Here is a 21,318-nt window from a genome sequence, read left to right on the forward strand (position 1 = left end):
GTTTTCCTGATATTCTTTTTATACCAACGGGTTAAATATTGTTACCCTGTAACTTATGTAACAACACCTATGCCAACGTCAGAAAACCTTAACGATTAAAAACGAACCAAAGCAGAGCCCCAGGTGAAACCGCCACCAAAAGCTTCAAGCAGAATCAGTTGGCCACGCTGAATGCGACCATCACGCACGGCCTCATCTAACGCGCAAGGCACGGATGCCGCAGACGTATTACCGTGACGGTCAAGAGTCACGATCACGTTATCCAACGTCATACCCAGTTTTTTCGCGGTTGCACTGATAATACGCAGGTTCGCCTGATGCGGAACCAGCCAATCCAAATCGCTACGCTCAAGATTATTCGCGGCAAGAGATTCGTCGACGATATGTGCTAATTCAGTCACGGCAACTTTAAACACTTCGTTACCCGCCATGGTCAGATAGGCCTGATCTTCGGTGTAACGTTGGCGATTTGGCAGAGTCAGTAACTCACCGTAGTGACCATCTGCGTGGATGTGAGTCGAAAGAATGCCCGCCTCTTCAGAGGCACCAAGAACAACAGCGCCTGCCCCGTCACCAAAGAGGATAACAGTGCCGCGATCGGTCGGATCCAGCGTACGACTTAAGGTATCAGAGCCGATCACCAGCGCGTGTTTGACCGCGCCGTTTTTAACGTACTGATCGGCAATGCTCAGCGCGTAGGTAAATCCTGCGCAGGCAGCGGCAACGTCAAAGGCCGCACAGCCTTTGATATCCAGCATCTGTTGAACCTGACACGCCGCGCTTGGAAACGCATGCGTTGCCGATGTGGTGGCAACAACGATCAGGCCAATATCATTTTTATCAAGCCCAGACATTTCAAGCGCATGTTTCGCCGCTTCAAACGCCATGGTTGACACGTTTTCATTCGGCGCAGCGATGCGACGTTCACGAATGCCTGTACGGGAAACAATCCACTCATCAGACGTTTCAACCATACTTTCTAAATCGGCGTTGGTACGCACTTGTACGGGCAGGTAGCTCCCCGTACCGAGAATTCTTGTATACATGTACGATCAATCACTCTTGGGTAATATCGTCTCAAGGCGCAGGGCAATTCGCTGCGGAATTTGCCTTTGCACCGCCTGCACAGCCTGTTCGATAGCGACAGCGAACGCTTTTTGGTTCGCCGCGCCGTGGCTCTTAATCACGGTGCCACGTAATCCTACCAGACAAGCTCCATTATACTGGTCGGGGTTCAAATCACCGAAACGCTTAGCAATTCTTTTTTGTATCAAGCGCCCCAATAATTTTAGCCACCAAGAGCGCTTGCGCTTCTCTCCTGGTGATTTGAGAAGGGATAGAAACATGCGCACCACCCCTTCCATCGTCTTTAACGTAACATTACCCACGAAGCCGTCACAAACCAACACATCTGTTTTGCCAGTCAGCAAATCATTGCCTTCTAGATAGCCGATATAATTAAGCGTTGGCGTGCTTTTGAGCACAGCGGCGGCTTCGCGGATATTGTCTAAACCTTTAAACTCTTCTTCACCAATGTTCAGCAGGGCGATGCGTGGCGAGGTTATGCCAACGATCTCTTCCGCCATTACCGCACCCATCACGGCAAACTGCACTAACATGGCACTACTACTTTCAACGTTAGCGCCCAAATCTAGCACTACCGTCTTACTCTTTCGCTGATTCGGTAACACCGTCATCAGCGCGGGGCGCTCAATACCGTCTAGCGGTTTAAGCATCAATTTCGCCAGCCCCATCAGCGCGCCGGTATTTCCCGCGCTGACTACCGCCTGAGCCTCGCCACTCTTCACTAAATCAAGCGCGATACGCATCGATGTTCCTTTGCTGGTGCGGATAGCATGCGAAAGTTTAGCATCGTTGGGTATAACTGATTCAGCAGGGATCACACGCAAACGTTGTTGAAGCGCAGGTGCTGCTTTAGCAAGATAAGGTGCGATGGCGTCGGGTTGTCCGACAATAAGAAGGTATAGCGACGAAGTAGACGCCAGTGCCTGCAAAGCTGCAGGCACTGTGATGCAAGGACCGAAATCCCCGCTCATAGCATCTAACGCGAGGGTTAGACGAGTCAAAGTATCGCCTTGTAAATACTAAAAGTATTACTTAACGATAACCTTGCGACCGCGGTAGAAACCGTCCGCAGTGACATGGTGACGCAGGTGAGTTTCACCGGAAACCTTGTCAACAGAGACGGTAGTCGTGGTCAGCGCATCGTGTGAACGACGCATACCACGGCAAGAGCGGGTTTTTTTGTTCTGTTGTACGGCCATTGACCTTACTCCTTGATTACTTACGCTTTAAACTGGCTAATGCGGCAAATGGATTAGGCTTGTCTACCTCAGGAGGCAGTTTACCAAATACCATGTCCGCGTCGGACACTTCACAGTGTTCAGATTCATGCACCGGAACTACCGGCAGGGCGAGGATGATTTCATCTTCAACCATTGCCAGCAAATCGACTTCACCAAAATCGTTGACTTCGATCGGCTCGTAAGCTTCCGGCAATGCTTCAGCCTGCTCGTCATTGGCGACCGGGCTGAAACAATACGTTGTATGGACCTGCTGTTGGAACGTCTGATTACAGCGCTGACAACATAACGTCACCGTTACGTCGGCATGACCAGTAATCACCGCTAACCGCTGGTTATCAATATTAAATGACAACGACACGGCAACATCGCTATCCACACTGACCACAGATTCAGCAACTCGTGTTACCTGCTCAGACGAATAGAAACCAACGTAATCTAATCGTTTCTGTGCAGTACGAACTGCATCAAGGGTCAAGGGTAATTTTACCTTTTGCATAGGGCGCGCATATTAACTTTGTAAAGACCGAGAGTCAAAGGAAAAGGCCTTGCAGGCACACTTTCCCTCCAATATTCGCTTCCTGAGCGGCGGACAGTTTAAAATGCCAGATTCAATTACGCCATGCTTTCTGGAAAAAATATGTCACCTTTAATTTTAGCGTCTACTTCACCCTACCGCCGAGCTTTACTAGAAAAGCTCGGTATTGAATTCATCTGCGCCGCGCCCGACACGGATGAAACCCCCAAAGAGGGCGAGTCAGCGCCCCAACTCGTCCAGCGTTTAGCACAAGAAAAAGCGCAATCTCTGGCCGATAAATTCCCTAATAATTTTATTATTGGCTCCGATCAGGTATGCGTTATTGAGGGGAAAATTGTCGGAAAACCGGGGTCGATTGAGAATGCGCATCAGCAATTGCGTGCCGCCAGTGGAAAAATCATTACCTTTTATACCGGCCTCTGCGTATTAAATAGCCACACAATGCAAAAGGAAATTGTGTGTGAGCCCTTCCACGTACATTTTCGCCGCTTAACCGATGACGAAATCCACGCCTATATTCAACTCGAGATGCCGCTGTACTGTGCGGGCAGCTTTATGTGCGAAGGTGCTGGTATATTGCTTTTTAGTCAGCTTGAAGGGCGCGATCCCAACGCACTGGTGGGGTTACCTTTAATTGCGCTTAACGAAATTCTGCTTAAGTTTGGCTATAACGCCTTGCTTAAAGGTAAAAATAAAGCATAAAAAAAGCCGGAATAATCCGGCTTAGTTGATTTATCAGCCTCTTTCAGGCTTTCGTTTTACGCAACACATCGAGGCAGTGGCGTAATTTCTTGTCCATAGGGGCTTCCACTCGCATGGTTTCACCTGAATTGGGATGTTCAAAGCGTAATGCTGCAGCATGCAAGAATAAGCGATCTAGGCCTGTTCCCTTCAGCTCACCATCAAAATCACGATCGCCATAACGATCATCGAAGGCAATCGGATGACCAGCGTGCAGTGCATGCACGCGGATTTGGTGAGTTCGGCCTGTCACGGGGCTGGCCTTCACTAAGGTTGCATGTTCAAAACGCTCTTCAACTTTAAAGCGCGTTTCAGACGGTTTGCCTTCGGCGTTAACGCGAACGATACGCTCACCGCTTTGCAGAATATTTTTGAGTAGCGGCGCCTGCACGACTTTACAATGCGACTGCCACTGACCACGAACCAGCGCCAAATAGTCTTTCTGCATTCCTTTCATACGCAGCTGCTCATGCAACGCGCGCAGTGCAGACCGCTTCTTTGCGACCAATAATACACCGGAGGTTTCGCGATCGAGACGGTGAACCAGCTCAAGAAAACGCGCTTCAGGACGTAATGCACGCAGCCCTTCGATAACACCAAAGCTTAAGCCGCTGCCGCCATGTACCGCGGTACCCGATGGTTTATTCAGCACCAACAAATAATCATCTTCAAAGATGATGCAATCATTCAGCGCGGCCACTTTGTCCAGCTTCGCCGAAACGGGAGCCTCATCGCGTTCGGCAATCCGCACCGGGGGAATTCTAACTTCGTCACCCGGCTGCAATTTATATTCTGGTTTGATGCGCTTTTTATTAACTCGCACCTCGCCCTTACGCACGATGCGATAAATCATACTTTTTGGCACGCCTTTCAGCTGATTGCGCAAAAAATTATCAATACGCTGCCCTGCCTCATCGGCGGCAATCGTGACTAACTTTACTGAGGTGTTATTCATATTCATGGGCGCGATTTTAAAGAGGCATTCAACTGCATGCCACTTCTTTTTTGAGCTCGCAGCAGATTATCGTGAAAGGCAGGGATAATGAGAGCAATGAGAACGTTTGCGCCCGCATTCTGACTAATATACGAGCAACCAGACAGGCTTGTTGTGAAGTACCGCAAGAATCTTCTGGATAAGGGTAAAAGTCGTCTTGCTATACAGGCCGTTGCAGTGGAATAATGAAAAAGATTTCCGCGTTAATTCTCATTAAGACAGGGAAAACGACGGGATTTGACGTTTACTTGATGCCACAGAAATGCAGCAATGGCGTAAGACGTAGTGTGAAATCAAGTAATTAGCGGGCTGTGGGTAGCAGTCTGACCTAAAACATGGAATCAGCAATGCTGCATATTTTTGCAATCATTGACTGATAAACAGTGCTGTGTTTCACAAAGCTGTATTTTCGCTAAGAAACATAGGCTTACCGAAATATGCGCCCCTATGCAGGCGACAACCGTGAGGTTGACGACTTTGCGATAAGACTCGGGGTCATCGGTCTTCCTCTCGGTCAGGACGTTATTTTGCCCGCAGCTTAGTTGCCAATGCAAAAAAAATGAGTAAGTTGAAGATGAAAAGAATGTTGATTAACGCAACTCAGCAGGAAGAGTTGCGTGTTGCCCTTGTAGATGGACAGCGTCTGTATGATCTGGATATTGAAAGCCCTGGTCACGAACAGAAAAAAGCTAACATTTACAAAGGGAAAATAACCCGTATTGAGCCAAGTCTGGAAGCTGCTTTTGTAGATTACGGTGCTGAACGACACGGTTTCCTCCCCCTTAAAGAAATTGCCCGCGAATATTTCCCAAACAATTACTCCTCACATGGTCGCCCAAACATCAAAGATGTTTTACGCGAAGGTCAGGAAGTTATCGTTCAGGTTGATAAAGAAGAGCGTGGCAACAAGGGCGCTGCGCTGACAACGTTTATCAGCCTTGCTGGTAGCTACTTAGTACTGATGCCTAATAACCCACGCGCTGGCGGGATCTCTCGTCGCATCGAAGGTGATGACCGTACAGAATTGAAAGAAGCGCTTTCTTCTCTGCAATTACCTGATGGCATGGGTCTTATCGTTCGTACCGCAGGCGTTGGCAAATCAGCCGAAGCACTGCAATGGGATCTGTCATTCCGTTTGAAACATTGGGATGCCATTAAAAAAGCCGCGGAGGGCCGCCCTGCTCCGTTCCTTATCCATCAGGAAAGCAACGTTATTGTTCGCGCATTCCGCGACTACCTGCGTCCAGACATTGGCGAAATCCTGATTGATAATCCAAAAATTCTTGATCTGGCCAAACAGCACATCGCCGCGCTGGGACGTCCTGATTTCAGCAGCAAGATTAAGCTCTATACCGGTGAAATCCCGCTGTTTAGCCACTATCAAATTGAATCTCAGATTGAGTCTGCTTTCCAACGTGAAGTTCGCCTGCCTTCCGGCGGCTCCATTGTTATTGACTCCACTGAAGCCCTGACGGCCATCGACATTAACTCCGCACGCGCTACACGCGGTGGCGATATCGAAGAAACCGCATTCAACACCAACCTTGAAGCCGCTGATGAAATTGCTCGCCAGCTGCGCCTGCGTGACCTTGGTGGCCTGATTGTTATCGACTTCATCGATATGACACCAGTTCGCCATCAGCGTGAGGTTGAAAACCGCCTGCGTGATGCCGTTCGCCAAGACCGTGCGCGTATTCAGATTGGACGCATCTCACGCTTTGGTCTGCTTGAAATGTCTCGTCAACGCCTCAGTCCATCGCTGGGTGAGTCAAGCCACCACGTTTGCCCGCGCTGTAACGGCACCGGCACCGTACGTGATAACGAGTCACTTTCACTCTCCATCCTGCGTTTGATTGAAGAAGAAGCGCTGAAAGAGAACACCAATGAAGTTCACGCTATCGTTCCTGTGCCGGTTGCCTCATACCTGCTGAACGAAAAACGTGAATCTGTTAGCGCCATCGAAAAGCGTCAGGACGGTGTTAAAGTCATCGTTGTTCCTAACGACCAGATGCAAACTCCGCACTACAACGTAGTTCGTGTGCGCAAAGGTGAAGAAACCAGCACCCTCAGCTATCTGCTGCCTCAGCTGCATGAAGCGGAAACGCTGACCGCCGAGGAAGAACCAGTTCTGGAACGTAAACGCCCAGAACAACCTGCGTTGGCCGCTTTCTCACTGGATGTTGAAGCGCCTCCGGCAGAAACAGCCGATCCAGTCGTTGCAGCGCCTGCGGTGAAAACCGTTGCACAGCCTACAACGCCTGCGCAACCAGGTTTGGTAAGCCGTTTCTTCTCTGCGCTGAAAAACATGTTTGCAGGTTCTGAGCCTGAGCAAAAACCAGCGGTGGAAGTTTCCGCGCCAGCTGAAGAGCCTCGTCGTCAGAATCAAGATCGCCGCAACAACAATCGTCGCCAGAATGGTCGTCGTGATCGTAACGATCGCTCTGACCGTAGCAATGACCGCAACGAACGTAACAACGATCGTAACGACCGCGGTGAACGTACTGAACGCAGCAACGAGCGTAATAACGACCGTAACAGCAACCGCGAAGACCAGCGTCGTAACCGTCGTCAGTCAACGCAGCCAGCGAATGCTGATGTGGCCGTTGAAACAGCGAACGTTGAACAGCGTGATGAACAGCAGCCTCGCCGTGAACCGCGTAATAACGATCGTCAACGTCGTCGTACAGAAGATAAGCGTCAGGCCCAGCAAGAAGTCAAAGCGCTGGAAAACAGCGATGCCGTAGTAGCGAATGAGGCTGAAGAAAGCAGCCGTGAAGAGAATCAGCACATGCCGCGCCGTCAGCGTCGCCAACTGACTCAGAAAGTTCGCTTTACGACTCAGGCTGAAGACGATGCAGCAGCCGCTCTGGCTAAAGCATCCGTTCCTGCCGTTGTCACCGCGCCAGTGGTTGCAGAAACCGTGCCACAGACACAGGCTGAACCAACGCAGCAGCAAGGCAATGATGATGAAGGGTTCCGTGATAACCGCCAAGGTGAAAACGGCATGCCACGTCGTTCACGTCGCTCTCCTCGTCATCTGCGTGTAAGCGGCCAGCGTCGTCGTCGTTATCGTGATGAGCGCTATCCTACTCAGTCACCAATGCCGTTGGCATTTGCCGCAGCATCGCCTGAGATGGCCTCTGGCAAAGTGTGGATTAGCTATCCGGTCGCACAGCCGGCAATCTCTGATACTGAAGTTGAAACGCAGACTGTCGCTATCGAACAACCGATTGAACAAGCACCTGTTTCACCCGTTAACGGATCCGTGACTGAGCATGTTGCTCAACAGCCTGTTATCGTTGAAGAGCCTGTTGTCGCACCTGTAGATGTTGCACCAGTTGCTGAGTCAGTCGTTGCTGAGCCAGTCGTTGCAGAGACAGTTGCAGTTGAGCCGGTCATCGAGAAGCCAGTTGTAGAGAAACCAGCCGCATCCGCTCCGGTAGTCGCTACCTCTGCAGCAGCAGTTCCAGCTGCGTTTGACGCCATCGTGCCAGCTCAAGTTATCAATGACGAACCGACGGCTGTTGAAGAACCAACACCCGCAGTTGAAGAGCTCATTGTCGATGACAAACCGGCCGTAGCTGAAGCTGCCGTAGTTGAAGCAACAACTTCTGAAGCACCTGTCGTAGCAGAAACCGATGCGGCAGTAACCGTCGCTGAAGAGACGGCTGCTGAAGAAACGTCCGTTGAACCTACTATCGTTGAAACAGCTGCAGTTGAAACACCAGTTGCTGAAGCTATTGAAGAAACGACGGTTGAGGAAGCGGTTGCTCAAGAACCTGTGCAACCTATCGTCGCGGCGAAACCTGTCGTCGTCGTCGCAGCTAAAGCTCAGCGCGTAGCATCAGCGCCGATGACCAAAGCTCCAGCGCCAGAATATGTACCTTCTGCGCCGGTCGTCAGCAACTGGCAGCGCCCTGCTCTGGATTTGCAGAGTAAAAGCGGTGCCGGTGGACACGCTGCGGTAAGCCAAGCAACGGCTCCAGCAACCAAGCCACCAGCGGTTACTGACTAATCAGTTAGTGTAGTAAATAAAAAACCCGCCAATGGCGGGTTTTTTTATATCTATGCTACATGTAGGAATATATATAACTAAATAACAAAAATCATTCTCAATCATTTAATAATACATATTATAATTAATTAGCATAATAATTAATCATCGTTTGAGCTATGATAAGTTTCTTACAGATGAAATATAATTTGGCTAGAATTTCCAGCATCTCGCTGTATTATGCCCGCACAGTCTCCGGCTGCATGACGCAATGGGCATTAAGGAAAACCTTAGCCCCCGGAGACTGGCTATGCCCAAAAATTACGTATCAAAAATTGGGCACTGAATGAGTTATATATCTACACCCAAATACATACGTCAAAATATATACTAACTCATTTGCTTTTTTATATATCAGGCAATCTGATGTAGCATTTTAATATCAAGAGTTTCCAATTTCCCTTCAACTTCTTTTACGAAGTTCTGGAAATGGACGGTATTATTATGACGTTCTACAGCTTCCTGTGACGCCCACACTTCGAAGAAAACATAGGTCCCTTTATGTCCAATCTCCTCATGCAGATCATATTGGATATTGCCCATTTCTTGCCTGCTCGGTTCAACGACGCGCTCAACCGCGCTGTGAATAGCCGCTTTGTGTTCAGGTTTAGCAATTAAAGTGGCAACTATACGAACTTCACTCATCGTGGTACTCCTTTTTTCATGTCCACTGAATTAATTCATGTAAAACCTACAGCCAGACTACGCTTTTTATCACACAAAATCCCGCTGGAATTATATGAATTATCAATAGAACACAACAAACGAGTGCATCTTAGTTCATTTGCCCTTATCCTTATCCCCCGCCACAAAAACACATTTCCACCTCACTGTTGGAGTGTGTCTCGCAAGATCTGTATCGTCAACATCACTCATGACAGCATTGTCAGCCGGAGCCTTGTAATGACCGTAATGCAGCACGCCCTTAAGATCCGCCGTCCAGATGACTGGCATCTCCATCTTCGCGATGACGAAATGCTGAAAACCGTTTTGCCGCATACTAGCCAGCACTTTGCCCGTGCTATCGTGATGCCTAATCTGGTTCCGCCGATCACCAGCATTGCTCAGGCGCAGGCCTATCGCCAACGTATTCTTGATGCTGTTCCAGCAGAGCATAACTTTACGCCGCTGATGACCTGTTATTTAACCGATGGCTTAGATGCCAACGAGTTAATCTCTGGCCATGCCGATGGCGTATTTACCGCCGCCAAACTTTATCCAGCCAATGCAACGACCAACTCCAAACATGGTGTAACCTCAGTTCCTGGTCTTTACCCGCTGTTTGAACAAATGCAAAAAAGCGGCATGCCGCTGCTTATTCACGGCGAAGTCACGTTGCACGATGTGGATATTTTCGACCGCGAGGCGCGCTTCATTGATGAGGTAATGCGGCCATTACGCCAGAATTTCCCTGAGCTAAAAATTGTCTTCGAACACATTACTACCCAAGAAGCCGCCGAGTTTGTTGCTGAAGCTGATGAGTATCTCGCGGCCACAATTACGCCACAGCATCTGATGTTTAACCGTAACCATATGCTGGTTGGCGGTATCCGCCCGCATTTATTCTGCCTGCCAATATTGAAGCGCAGCACCCATCAAGAAGCCCTGCGTAAGGCCGCGACCAGCGGTAACACACGTTTCTTCCTTGGCACAGACTCAGCCCCGCATTCACGACAGCGTAAAGAGTCTAGCTGTGGCTGTGCGGGGGTATTCAACGCACCGACGGCACTTCAGGCCTATGCTACGGTATTTGAACAAGAGAACGCGCTACAGCACCTCGAAGCATTTTGTTCTCTCAATGGCCCCGCATTCTATAATTTGCCTGTTAACGACAGCTATATTGAGCTGGTACGTGAGCCCATGACTATCGCAGAATCCATTCCCTGCGGCGACGATACACTAATCCCATTCTTGGCTGGTGAAACCGTTCAGTGGACCATGAAGGCCTAGACTCGGCCGCAGAGTGATATCTGAATGTAAAATTAGCCCACTTCTTGGAGTGGGCTATTCAATAAAATGGAAGATAAAATGAATAATACGGAGAACCTACTTGAGCTGCGCAACATTTGCTTTAGCGTAGACCAACAGATCATTATCGATAATCTTTCTCTTACGCTTCAGCCCAACGAGTTCAAAGTCATCACAGGCCCTTCTGGGTGTGGGAAAAGTACCCTGCTGAAAATTATTGCCTCACTGTTTCCCCCAACCTCAGGTGATATTTTCCTCAAAGGTAAAAACATCCTCACGCTGAAACCAGAGAAATATCGCCAACAAGTCTCATACTGCTTTCAAAACCCGGTTTTATTCGGCGATACGGTCAGAGACAATCTTCAGTTTCCCTATAAAATCCGCGGCGAAAAAGTTGATTTTGAAAAAATAAAGCGCGGGTTGCTCCAATTCGATCTTCCACTACACACGCTAGATAAGAACATTGACGATCTCTCCGGCGGAGAAAAACAGCGCATTGCTTTGCTGCGCAATATCCAATATCTGCCAGAGATCTTATTGCTAGATGAAATTACTAGCGCGCTAGACGATAAAAACAAACAGATCGTGCATCAGGTGATTAGTGATTTGATTACGCACGCCGGCATTGCCGTTTTGTGGGTCACCCATAATAGTGACGAAATCAGCCAGTCTTATAATCTCCTGCGCATGACTAAATACGTAGCACCTGAGGTCGAACAATGAGCGAACATCATATCACCGACCAATCACTGATCATGGCTTTAGCCCTTGTCGCCATCGCCCTGCTTATCAGCGGTAAAGAAAAACTCGGGTTAGAGAAAGATATTATCTGGAGCGTTACCCGTGCGATTATTCAGCTTATTATCGTTGGCTACGTACTTAAATATATTTTCAATATCGATCACGCGCTGCTCACGCTGTTGATGGTGCTTTTTATCTGCGTCAACGCGGCCTATAACGCTAAAAAGCACAGCAAAGGTCTAAGCCATGCTTTCGTTATTTCTCTTATTGCTATTGTGAGCGGTACCGCCCTCACGTTAGCCGTTCTCATTGGCAGCGGTTCTATTACGTTTACCCCCATGCAGGTCATCCCCATCTCCGGCATGATTGCGGGTAATGCGATGGTTGCCGTTGGATTGTGTTACAACAATCTGCGCCAGCGATTTGACGATGAAAAACAGAAAATCCAAGAGATGTTGAGCCTAGGAGCCACACGGAAACAATCATCCGCAGCGATTATTCGTGCCAGTATAAAAGCAGCATTAATTCCCACGGTTGATTCTGCCAAAACGGTTGGCTTAGTGAGCCTGCCAGGGATGATGTCTGGTTTGATTTTTGCGGGGGTCGATCCGGTAAAAGCCATTCGCTACCAAATCATGGTGACATTCATGCTGCTTTCAACGGCAAGTCTTTCAACCATCATTGCGGGCTATCTCGCCTATAAGAAATTTTATTCTGACCGTTCACAACTATTGTAGTTTGCATTTCGATAGCAAAAAGCCCCACTGGTTCAGCGGGGCTTTTTATTAGATGTAATACTGGCGATCGATTATTTCACGCAGCGAGTACATTGCTCTGATTGGATCACTTGGAAGAAGTCGTTGCCTTTATCATCAACCAAAATAAATGCAGGGAAATCTTCCACTTCAATTTTCCAAATGGCTTCCATACCCAACTCTGGATATTCTAAGCATTCAAGGCTCTTAATGCTCTGCTGAGCCAGAACCGCCGCTGGGCCACCAATACTACCTAGGTAGAAACCACCATGTTTCTTACACGCATCCGTCACTTGCTGGCTACGGTTACCTTTCGCTAGCATCACCATGCTACCGCCGTTGGCCTGAAGCAGATCAACGTAAGAATCCATACGGCCAGCCGTTGTTGGGCCTAAAGAACCAGACGCATACCCTTCTGGGGTCTTAGCCGGGCCCGCATAATAGATAGGATGATCTTTAACATATTGCGGTAGGTCTTCCCCATTATCTAAGCGTTCTTTCAACTTCGCATGGGCAATATCACGACCAACAACGATGGTGCCGCTCAGCGACAGGCGCGTAGAAACCGGATACTGAGAAAGCTGCTGCAATATTTCAGACATCGGACGGTTCAAATCAACCTTAACCGCTTCCCCTTCACCGGCTTTACGCAAATGCTCAGGAATATATTTACCCGGATTACTTTCCAGTTTTTCAATCCAAATGCCATCGCGATTAATTTTCGCTTTGATATTTCGGTCCGCAGAGCAGGAAACACCCATACCCACTGGACAAGACGCGCCGTGGCGAGGCAAACGAATAACGCGCACGTCGTGAGCGAAATATTTCCCGCCAAACTGAGCACCCAGCCCCAGATTCTGTGCTTCTTTCAGCAGTTCTTGTTCCAGTTCAATATCTCGGAAAGCCTGACCATGCTCATTACCTTCAGTCGGCAAGCCATCATAATATTTCGTCGACGCCAGCTTCACCGTTTTCAGCGTAGATTCAGCCGAGGTGCCGCCAATAACAAATGCAACGTGATAAGGAGGACAGGCCGCTGTACCCAGAGTACGCATTTTATCCACCAGATAGATCTTGAGCTTACCTGGGGTTAATAACGCTTTGGTTTCTTGATAGAGATAGGTTTTATTCGCAGAACCACCGCCTTTGGCAATGCACAGGAATTTATATTCATCGCCATCGACGCTGTATAAATCAATCTGTGCAGGTAAGTTGCTGCCGGTATTCACTTCTTTATACATATCCAGCGCCGCATTTTGCGAATAGCGCAGGTTATCTTCAATATAAGTGTTGTAGACACCACGTGACAGCGCCGCTTCGTCACCGCCGCCGGTCCATACTCGCTGGCCTTTTTTGCCTACAATAATTGCTGTGCCCGTATCCTGACAGGTTGGCAGAATGCCTTTTGCCGCGATCTCTGAGTTGCGCAGAAATTGCAGGGCAACATATTTGTCATTCTCGCTAGCTTCTGGATCATCCAGAATTTGAGCGACTTGCTGCTGATGCGCAGGTCGCAGCATGAAAGAAGCATCGTGAAATGCATGCTGTGCAAGGAGAGTCAACGCCTGCGGCTCAACCTTCAGGATTTCCTGCCCTTCAAACTCGGCAACGGATACATGATCTCGACTTAACAGATAGTATTCAGTCTCGTCTTTTTTCAGCGGGAACGGGTCTTGGTAATGAAATGGCTTATTTGACATTTTTTTCTCACTTGCAACATCAGCTTCAGTAGATTCACACTCACGCGGCCTGTTCTTCGCCGGCTCACTGTGTAAAGAAAACACCACCACCTTACGTGTTTTTAGCCTGTTGATTCTTGAGCTAAATCCAAAATATACCCTCTAATTATAAAGGGGTACTTTTTGAATAGGTGCTTTCCGGCTTCACAGGGTGAGAACTGCGGGTACAGACTATTTGTCTCTAAAGTCATTATCCCGCAGTTAACACAATGATTACAATCACCACAACCCGATCGGCATCTCAATGTGGCACATTACTTATGTTATGCGTACAAAAAAGCGGCCCTGAGGCCGCTTGATAAAATTAATTTTGGTTATGCGTTTTTGTAGCGCTCAGCGAGCGCATTCGCGGCAACCATGGCTTCATAAACGTCATCTACCGTCAACTCCATCGGCATGTTGCCCATGGTATCACCGTCAGCGCAGGCAATTTCTGCCACCTTGCGCCATTCTGCCTCAACGAATGTTTTCAGTCCCATATCCTGCAGCGTCAGTGGCAAACCAGCTACTTTGATGATTCGTACCACCTCATCAATTTCTGCGCGTGGTGCATTTTCCAGTACCAGCTGAGTGAGCAAACCAAACACCACTTTTTCACCGTGCTGCGCGCGATGTAAATCAGGCACCGCAGACATACCATTGTTTACCGCATGAGCAGCGGCTAAGCCACCGGCTTCGGCGCCGACACCGCTGAGGTAAATCGTCGCTTCAATGGTCTGCTCAAAAGCAGGTGTAGATACTTTATTTTTGACCGCATCCATTGCCGCATCAACGTTTTCACTTAGCAGTTGATAGCAAAGCTGTGCTAATCCGAGGCCAGTACGGGATGGCTTTTTCAAAACCAAATTGACGCCATCTGCCGCATAGCAGGCACGAGCCTCAAAGTACGTGGCTAAAGCATCACCCACGCCAGCAGCAAAGAAACGCACCGGAGCGGCAGCGATAATGGATGTATCGGCAATAACGGCGTCTGGGTTTTGTGGTAGGAATAGATAGCGCTCAAACTCACCTTGTTCGGTATAAATAACGGCTAGCGCAGTACAAGGCGCGTCGGTGGAAGCAATTGTTGGGAACAAAATAACGGGAAGTTTGTGATAATAAGCAACGGCTTTTGCTGAGTCTAAGGTTTTACCACCGCCAATACCGACGATAACATTGGCCTGCTGAGCCTCAGCTAAAGCACCTAAACGTTTGATCTCAACTTCAGTGCACTCGTAATTAAACTTCTCACTGACGCCCTTTAATCCGGCTTGTTTCAGCCCAGCGATAGCTTCTTCATTAACACGCTGCAAAATAAATTCATCGCTGATAATAAATGCATTATCACCAAAATCTTTAACGTAATCATGCATCTGCTGAAGAAGACCACGTCCGATGACAAATTTTTTCGGTGAAGTAACCGTGCGAGGTGTTTTATTCATGGTGACACTCCTGAAAATGGCAGCGTGATTTGCTGAAGGTGATTTTTTTGTTAGGAAGATATTTACCTTTCTTAAAGGATACGCTTTCCAAGCCCCCTAAACTACCTTCAGGGGAAATAAGCTAACCATTTAGGGTTATCATTCTATCCGGGGTAAATTTTCAGATAAAAAGAGAGGTTTCGATGAAAAAACAAACACTGAAATAGTTAAATAGCCTTATAAAATAGCGTTGTTTATTTATAAGTTTTTTCTACTTCTGGTTTTATACTGTACGAAAATTAAAGATCTGATTCATATTACAAATAAAACTAAGCAGCCGCTGTATTTGCATAATTCTAGGGGATACCATTTCAAGCATGGCTTACTTTTAATGGAGTGTCAGTATGAAAATTGCCTATGACAGAAACAGAAACGCTTTACGTGTTGGTGCTCATGTTATTGAAAATGGTGCACATCGAGTAATGGTGATCAAAGCAATCAATGATGAAATGTTGGCAAGAGAAAAAATTCGTGCGGCAAAATGTGTAATTTGTAATGATGATCCTAACGCTTATGCCCCTCAAGATCTCATCTTACTTGGACATTAACAAACATTGAGACAGCGCTTCACTTCTTTATATATACAAAAAGCCTGAACAATTAATGCTCAGGCTTTTCTTTTGAGAAATAACTAAGATTAATCTTTTTTCTCAAGCAGGTGACGATAAATCAAGCCACCAATAATCCCACCAATAATTGGCATTACCCAGAATACCCACAGTTGTTGCAGCGCCCAAGTACCTTGGAAAATAGCAACGGCAGTACTACGCGCCGGGTTTACCGAAGTATTGGTCGCAGGAATGCTGATTAGGTGAATTAAGGTTAACGCTAAACCAATCGCTAAAGGCGCAAAGCCAGCTGGTGCTCGCTTATCAGTCACACCATGAATCACAATTAAGAAGAACGCGGTCAGAACAATTTCAGCTACGATAGCCGCCTGCAGGGAGAACCCACCTGGTGAATGCTCGCCGAAACCATTAGATGCAAAACCGCTAGCCGTAGCATCAAAACCCGCTTTACCACTGGCGATAACATAAAGAATAGCAGCACCCACGATACCACCAATAACCTGAGCAACAATATATGGCACTACTTCTTTGGCGCTAAAACGACCACCGGCCCACAGACCTAAAGTCACTGCTGGGTTAAAATGCCCCCAGAAATATGGCCTACAGCATATGCCATAGTCAGAACGGTCAGACCAAACGCCAATGCAACACCGGCAAAACCAATGCCTAATTCGGGGAAACCTGCGGCTAATACGGCGCTACCACAGCCACCAAATACCAGCCAGAACGTACCAAAAAACTCTGCCGATAATTTTTTAAACATTACTACCTCAGCAATCAAAATAAGGGTTCATTGGCAGAGATATGTTTATCTCACTGCCAATACCGTATCTTTTATAGGCACTCTAATCAGGTTATGTTCTATATAAAAATAAAAGCAAATAATCGTTTGCCTAACTCTCTCCGCGTACAAACGATTTCTACATCCATGTCAAAATAAACCTAATCCCCACGCATCCCGCGTTGAGAAATAAGCTTTATTTAAATAGGTATCCAATTTTTTTATGTATTCTCCACAAGTTTCATTTTTTCTCAAGAAAAACTTATTGAGATTATTCTGAGATAACCTTAGAAATCAGTCTATTAATCTAATGTCTATTACATAGACACCATTTATGCAACAACTCGCATAATCCACTTAGTTAAATTCTATACGATCTTTGACTAATTGCCTTTTTTGGCAGAAAAATTTTGCACTATTTTTTATGGATTGATATGCGGCTTAGAAATATCTGCTTTTTGACACACGTCGGTAAAAATCTGCATTCTTTCGCATGTTTTATCCACGGCAAAAACCATCATATAGCAGAAGATCAGGAATCCAAGGAGACAGGATAGGATAAGGAGTAGTTTTGTTTTCATCGGCAGTTAGATAAGGGCATGTATCACTGTTAACGTGGGCTAGGCCAACAGTATCAGAAGAAACTTAAACTAAGGCTCTACAGACTTATGTAAGACCTATCAAACAGCACATAATGCTAACAGATGAAACGCACTCGGCACGAAAAGACACGCGCTACATGGAGGCGCCGAACACGTTTCTCTGTTACCACTGCTTGTAGCCTCCAAGAATAGGATCGCTTGACGAAAGTTTCAAGCCTCTGCCGCCTCAACGTATTGTAATCTAAGGATTAGGCAATAAAACTCTGCCATTTAATCTGAGCAGCACTACGCGGTAACTCCCCTAACATATTGACATCACTAAAAAATAAAAAAGCCAGCCGAACGGCTGGCTCAAAAGAACACGTTAGGAAGCAATAGGAACAATCGTACTCTTATAGCGTTCAAGAACGGATGATTTCGCATCCTGAGGGTTTTTCAGTGCCCAAAGATTGCGATTAATACCATCATTCACTAAGTAGATAACACCTGTTTCAATAGCAGACATCACGCAAAGCATAACGGGTTCATTGGTTGTGTAGCCAATTTCACCTTCAAGCAACCGCCGGTAATCGATATATCGAAACACGCCGGCCTGCACTTCATAAGACAAGATAGTTTTACTGGTATTCACTGATGATAAAACCTGCCCTGTATTCACATCAACCACGCGTAGATTAACTGCAATCTGGTCGAGCTGATATTGCGTGCTGGCGCCAATACCAAAGAATCTTGCCCCTGCGCCCCCTGATTTCACATTGCTTTCATAGCCAATAATCGATCCTTCAACCAGCACATTCGCCGCAACTAAGGAAGAAAGCTGATGCTGGTTATTTACGGCAGCGGTGCCGTTTTCTTGCGCTGCACGAATAATTTTTCTTTCATTTAAAAGATTCTGTAATCCTTGGCGTTCTAAGGGAATAAACCACCCCGAATCTTTTAATGCCGAAACTAGCATAGCGGTTGCACTTTGTGGCACCGCTGTAGAAAAGTTACTGGCTGGATAAGGTTTAAACTGCCCCGTCTCATCTTGAATATTGTAAACTGAAACAAATAACTTGCCTGCTGGCTCAGGCAAATGCGTTAAATCCTGATAGCTCTGTGCTCGGGGCATTAACGTTGGTTTTGCGGCTTGCTTGGGCGGTGCCGTCAAGCATCCGCTTAAAAAGAGTACCGAAATGATCAATAAATAGCTGCGCATGGCTCATCATCCCGTTCTAATTGGTTTTAATGCTGGAGAGCCCATCAACTTCGATGGTTGAGGATTTTCCCGTTGTACGATCAAGGATATTCATCGTTAATCGCCCATCGGTATTTTTTACATCGACAATAAAATCCTTTGTCACTAACCGCCCAGGCTTCCCTTGGCTAATATTTCCCATCAAATTTCCCAGCAATTGCGATTGAATCACTGAGGTAAAATTATCTAGCGGTGAAGGCGTTGAGGTATCAAAGTCATAGCCGTTGGGATCTTTATACGAATTTTGGGCATTGGCTTCATTTAATAGGAATGAGCCATTGTTTGGATTTCCACCAAAGTTCGGGTTAACAAACTGAAAAACCATATTGCCCCCCCAAGAAGCTGGAGATATAAGCAAAATGATTAGTGCTATATTGGAAACTCGCATGGATACTCCTTAAAACTCATCAGTGGTTAAGTCACCCGTGTTGAGTAGCGCTTTATCAATTGTGCGCCGCGATAAAGATTCGCTAACGCTCTCAATAGCCACGGCGACGTCTTTGTCAAAGCTACGTTTGTTTGGAAATAAAAAGGTTTGATAGACCGTATCCTGTTCAATTTTAATCGTGATCCAACTTCCCCAGCGCGCGCTAGGCCTTTCACTGATGGTTAGTGTTCCGGGGTATTCTCTTTCCCAGTTATCACTAAAATCTCGGTAAAATGCGTGGCCTACGGATGTTACTGTGTGGTCGGTAATTAACCCTGGCACTTCAATTTCGGCCGCAGTTGCCTGCTTTATCCCGCAGTTCATAGAGGCAAAGAGGATAAACATGAGTATTTTTTTCATCGTTCAACGCCTGAGATTATCGTTAGCCCATGAAACGGCCTGTGTTCGGTTTTTCACCGAGATTTTTTTAAACAGGTTATAGAGATGTGTTTTGACCGTGTTTTCGCTAATAAACAACAGCCGCGCTATTTCTGTATTTGAGGCACCCACTCGTAGTTTATTGAGAATTTCTTTCTCTCTATGTGTTAATCCCGTTGATTCTGGGCTGTGATAGCGATAATGCGCAGATTGGCTAATAAGATAGCTCGCAACGCTCTGACTAAAATAACATTCTCCATTAATGACGCTTTTGATCCCCTCGATTAAAGAGCGCTCATCCATAGACAAATAAAAGACAGCGCTAATATTTGGCCATGAGCCAATATCTTGGCATTGATAGTCGTCAGGTGTATTTAATAGCAGTAATCTATTTTTTTCTCTGCAGCGGCTTAGTTCGGATTGCCACAGTACAGTCGCTCGCCTATCGGCTTCCATCAAATCGAACAGAAATAATGTATTTTCGGTTGAACCATTTAAATACTTGTTGATGTTATGTATTTTGGCATTTAAATCCAGCATGGATTTAATCTGGTGCAGTAGCGCAGTCGCCTGTAAAGACGGCCTCGTAATTAAAACTAATGAATAGTTTTGATTTGCTGCTTCATTAAGCATAATAACAACCTATCTGGATGCGACGCGCAGCGTTCTCTGTTTTATATAAAACAGATTGATGACACGCCACATTTCCGCTGCTGTGTAAAAGGCAGTGCACAAAATAATTAAGCATGCACAGAGTTAAATTGTATATACCATCGTTTTTTGGGCATATTACATGATTCAATCTAGACATTAGCACACCCAGCGCAAGTGTTATTTGCGTTTCAAAATGTTTCTTGATATTTATAAATAATTCTTATGCTTAATTTAAATAATTGGAACTCTTAATATTACCTTTACATTTTCACGCTAAAAAGAAAGGTAACATTAGTTCATAAATCACGCGAAAAATTAAAAATCCTTATTAAATAGTACATTAACCGAGGATAGCTTTTTACATACTCCTTTTTAGTTAGCTGACTCTGTATATACTCATTTATTTTTCTTAGGTAAGTGGCCTCAACATTGTATCTTTGCGCGCTTATTAAGCCATAGGCTGTGCGTCATGCTTCCGCATGAAATGTGGTATGAACACTTGCCGTGATTTACAGCGACTCACCCTATCTCATGGGGCCTAGATGCCAGAGCGACTCCCCTTAAAAACAACCCTAGCATTTGGTCTTTAAATCGACGAACTACAAAATAAAAATTTATTCCCTTTTCCTAACAATAAGTAAACGATAGAAATAATACTTTTTCATGAGCCTTTTCTATCAAAATACAACTTATAGGTGAGGTATTTAATTTTCCTTCCGCACATACTCAAATCGTAAATCGGAATGTTCCTGAAAAAATATCAGGGAGTCAGGTGAGCGCATTACCGGCTTATTTTCTTACTGACCGAATTACGTTAGGACAGCAACATGAAAAAGAGCATTTTAACAACCGCTCTGCTACTTGTACCCTATTTGGCAATAGCTAATAGTGATTTGGCTCGTTCTGAAATATCCACAGGACTTAGTGATATTAACAGTAATTACAACCAAAGCACGGTGATTAATCAAATAGGAAGTGGTAATAGCGCATATTCAAATCAGCAAGGTATCAATAACCATGCGGTTATTGTTCAGCAAGGAAACGGAAACCAAGGCAGGATCAATCAGTCCGGCAGCAATAACAATGCGTTAATTGCCCAGCGCGGAACAGGTAATTCTGCAGATATAACGCAGCTTAGCAGTAATAACACGGCTGTTATTGCTCAACTAGGTAGTGGGAATAATGACACCATCATTCAAGACAGCTTTGGTAACTCTGCTTATATTCTTTCTCTCGGGAAAAACAATATAACGCAAATTAACCAAACGGGCACAAACCGGTCCGCCGGCGTTGTGCAAAATGCATCAGGCATGGCCATTAGAGTTACACAGCATTAGTTATCGTTTATCTGATACA

The 21,318-nt window shown here is 46.3% G+C and carries 19 protein-coding genes and 1 pseudogene; 7 read left to right on the forward strand and 13 right to left on the reverse strand.

Going from position 1 to position 21,318, the window contains the following annotated elements; translation table 11 throughout:
* Window positions 1–95: 95 nt before the first annotated feature.
* From AB3Y96_RS13475 to yceD, 4 genes are read right to left on the reverse strand one after another with little or no spacing between them, the layout of a single operon-like run.
* Window positions 96–1,046, reverse strand: a complete 951-nt coding sequence (locus AB3Y96_RS13475) for a beta-ketoacyl-ACP synthase III (RefSeq protein WP_367299428.1) — start codon at window positions 1,044–1,046, stop codon at window positions 96–98.
* 6 nt (window positions 1,047–1,052) lie between these two features.
* The gene (gene plsX / locus AB3Y96_RS13480; RefSeq protein ID WP_072308675.1) at window positions 1,053–2,087 is read right to left on the reverse strand and encodes a phosphate acyltransferase PlsX; all 1,035 of its coding nucleotides are present in this window, start codon (window positions 2,085–2,087) and stop codon (window positions 1,053–1,055) included.
* 27 nt (window positions 2,088–2,114) lie between these two features.
* On the reverse strand, window positions 2,115–2,285 hold the full coding sequence (rpmF, locus tag AB3Y96_RS13485; protein WP_004092921.1) for a 50S ribosomal protein L32: 171 nt from the start codon (window positions 2,283–2,285) through the stop codon (window positions 2,115–2,117).
* 16 nt (window positions 2,286–2,301) lie between these two features.
* Entirely contained in the window at window positions 2,302–2,823 is a 522-nt protein-coding gene (gene yceD / locus AB3Y96_RS13490; RefSeq protein WP_025797194.1) for a 23S rRNA accumulation protein YceD, read from the reverse strand.
* A gap of 141 nt (window positions 2,824–2,964) precedes the next feature.
* Between yceD and AB3Y96_RS13495 the strand changes: the two genes are divergently transcribed.
* Window positions 2,965–3,564 carry a nucleoside triphosphate pyrophosphatase gene (locus AB3Y96_RS13495; protein ID WP_367299429.1) on the forward strand — a complete coding sequence of 200 codons (600 nt, stop codon included), beginning with the start codon at window positions 2,965–2,967 and terminating at the stop codon, window positions 3,562–3,564.
* A gap of 43 nt (window positions 3,565–3,607) precedes the next feature.
* Here the strand turns inward: AB3Y96_RS13495 and rluC are convergent, their stop codons facing one another.
* A complete protein-coding gene (rluC, locus tag AB3Y96_RS13500) occupies window positions 3,608–4,564 on the reverse strand; it encodes a 23S rRNA pseudouridine(955/2504/2580) synthase RluC (RefSeq protein WP_072308673.1) in 957 nt (318 codons plus the stop codon).
* A 607-nt stretch (window positions 4,565–5,171) separates the two neighbouring features.
* On the opposite strand from rluC, the gene rne reads away from it, so the two are divergent.
* Entirely contained in the window at window positions 5,172–8,612 is a 3,441-nt protein-coding gene (gene rne / locus AB3Y96_RS13505) for a ribonuclease E (protein WP_367300321.1), read from the forward strand.
* 393 nt (window positions 8,613–9,005) lie between these two features.
* On the opposite strand, the gene AB3Y96_RS13510 is transcribed toward rne, so the two are convergent.
* The gene (locus tag AB3Y96_RS13510) at window positions 9,006–9,296 is read right to left on the reverse strand and encodes a putative quinol monooxygenase (RefSeq protein ID WP_072308670.1); all 291 of its coding nucleotides are present in this window, start codon (window positions 9,294–9,296) and stop codon (window positions 9,006–9,008) included.
* Window positions 9,297–9,554: 258 nt separating this feature from the next.
* On the opposite strand from AB3Y96_RS13510, the gene pyrC reads away from it, so the two are divergent.
* The 3 genes from pyrC to fetB all read left to right on the forward strand — a co-directional run bounded on the left by pyrC (window position 9,555) and on the right by fetB (window position 12,097).
* Window positions 9,555–10,601: a dihydroorotase gene (gene pyrC / locus AB3Y96_RS13515; protein WP_367299430.1), complete on the forward strand. Its 1,047-nt coding sequence runs from the start codon at window positions 9,555–9,557 to the stop codon at window positions 10,599–10,601.
* Between the two features lie 78 nt (window positions 10,602–10,679).
* Window positions 10,680–11,342 carry an iron efflux ABC transporter ATP-binding subunit FetA gene (fetA, locus tag AB3Y96_RS13520; protein ID WP_367299431.1) on the forward strand — a complete coding sequence of 221 codons (663 nt, stop codon included), beginning with the start codon at window positions 10,680–10,682 and terminating at the stop codon, window positions 11,340–11,342.
* A complete protein-coding gene (fetB, locus tag AB3Y96_RS13525; RefSeq protein WP_367299432.1) occupies window positions 11,339–12,097 on the forward strand; it encodes an iron efflux ABC transporter permease subunit FetB in 759 nt (252 codons plus the stop codon). The genes fetA and fetB overlap by 4 nt, the downstream gene beginning before the upstream one ends.
* A gap of 71 nt (window positions 12,098–12,168) precedes the next feature.
* Here fetB and fumA read toward each other — a convergent pair whose 3' ends face one another.
* Together fumA and AB3Y96_RS13535 are read right to left on the reverse strand one after the other, a co-directional pair.
* Window positions 12,169–13,815 (reverse strand): class I fumarate hydratase FumA, encoded by a 1,647-nt coding sequence (gene fumA / locus AB3Y96_RS13530; protein WP_367299433.1) that lies wholly within the window; start codon window positions 13,813–13,815, stop codon window positions 12,169–12,171.
* A gap of 353 nt (window positions 13,816–14,168) precedes the next feature.
* A complete protein-coding gene (locus tag AB3Y96_RS13535) occupies window positions 14,169–15,275 on the reverse strand; it encodes a glycerol dehydrogenase (protein WP_367299434.1) in 1,107 nt (368 codons plus the stop codon).
* A 383-nt stretch (window positions 15,276–15,658) separates the two neighbouring features.
* On the opposite strand from AB3Y96_RS13535, the gene ydfZ reads away from it, so the two are divergent.
* Window positions 15,659–15,862: a putative selenium delivery protein YdfZ gene (ydfZ, locus tag AB3Y96_RS13540; protein ID WP_072308666.1), complete on the forward strand. Its 204-nt coding sequence runs from the start codon at window positions 15,659–15,661 to the stop codon at window positions 15,860–15,862.
* 89 nt (window positions 15,863–15,951) lie between these two features.
* Here the strand turns inward: ydfZ and aqpZ are convergent.
* From aqpZ to csgD, 5 genes and pseudogenes are all read right to left on the reverse strand, one after another.
* Window positions 15,952–16,646: pseudogene (gene aqpZ / locus AB3Y96_RS13545) on the reverse strand (aquaporin Z).
* Between the two features lie 984 nt (window positions 16,647–17,630).
* The gene (csgG, locus tag AB3Y96_RS13550) at window positions 17,631–18,464 is read right to left on the reverse strand and encodes a curli production assembly/transport protein CsgG (RefSeq protein WP_367299435.1); all 834 of its coding nucleotides are present in this window, start codon (window positions 18,462–18,464) and stop codon (window positions 17,631–17,633) included.
* 16 nt (window positions 18,465–18,480) lie between these two features.
* Window positions 18,481–18,891 carry a curli production assembly/transport protein CsgF gene (gene csgF / locus AB3Y96_RS13555; RefSeq protein ID WP_367299436.1) on the reverse strand — a complete coding sequence of 137 codons (411 nt, stop codon included), beginning with the start codon at window positions 18,889–18,891 and terminating at the stop codon, window positions 18,481–18,483.
* 9 nt (window positions 18,892–18,900) lie between these two features.
* Complete coding sequence (gene csgE, locus AB3Y96_RS13560) at window positions 18,901–19,290, reverse strand: curli production assembly/transport protein CsgE (protein WP_072308663.1); 390 nt, start codon at window positions 19,288–19,290, stop codon at window positions 18,901–18,903.
* Between the two features lie 3 nt (window positions 19,291–19,293).
* Window positions 19,294–19,941, reverse strand: coding sequence for a biofilm master transcriptional regulator CsgD (gene csgD / locus AB3Y96_RS13565; protein WP_367299437.1), 648 nt, complete (start codon window positions 19,939–19,941; stop codon window positions 19,294–19,296).
* Between the two features lie 848 nt (window positions 19,942–20,789).
* Between csgD and AB3Y96_RS13570 the strand changes: the two genes are divergently transcribed.
* Window positions 20,790–21,299, forward strand: a complete 510-nt coding sequence (locus AB3Y96_RS13570) for a curlin (protein WP_072308662.1) — start codon at window positions 20,790–20,792, stop codon at window positions 21,297–21,299.
* The last annotated feature ends 19 nt before the right edge of the window (window positions 21,300–21,318 follow it).

Source organism: Hafnia alvei (assembly GCF_964063325.1).
Taxonomy (GTDB): Bacteria; Pseudomonadota; Gammaproteobacteria; order Enterobacterales; family Enterobacteriaceae; genus Hafnia; species Hafnia alvei_B.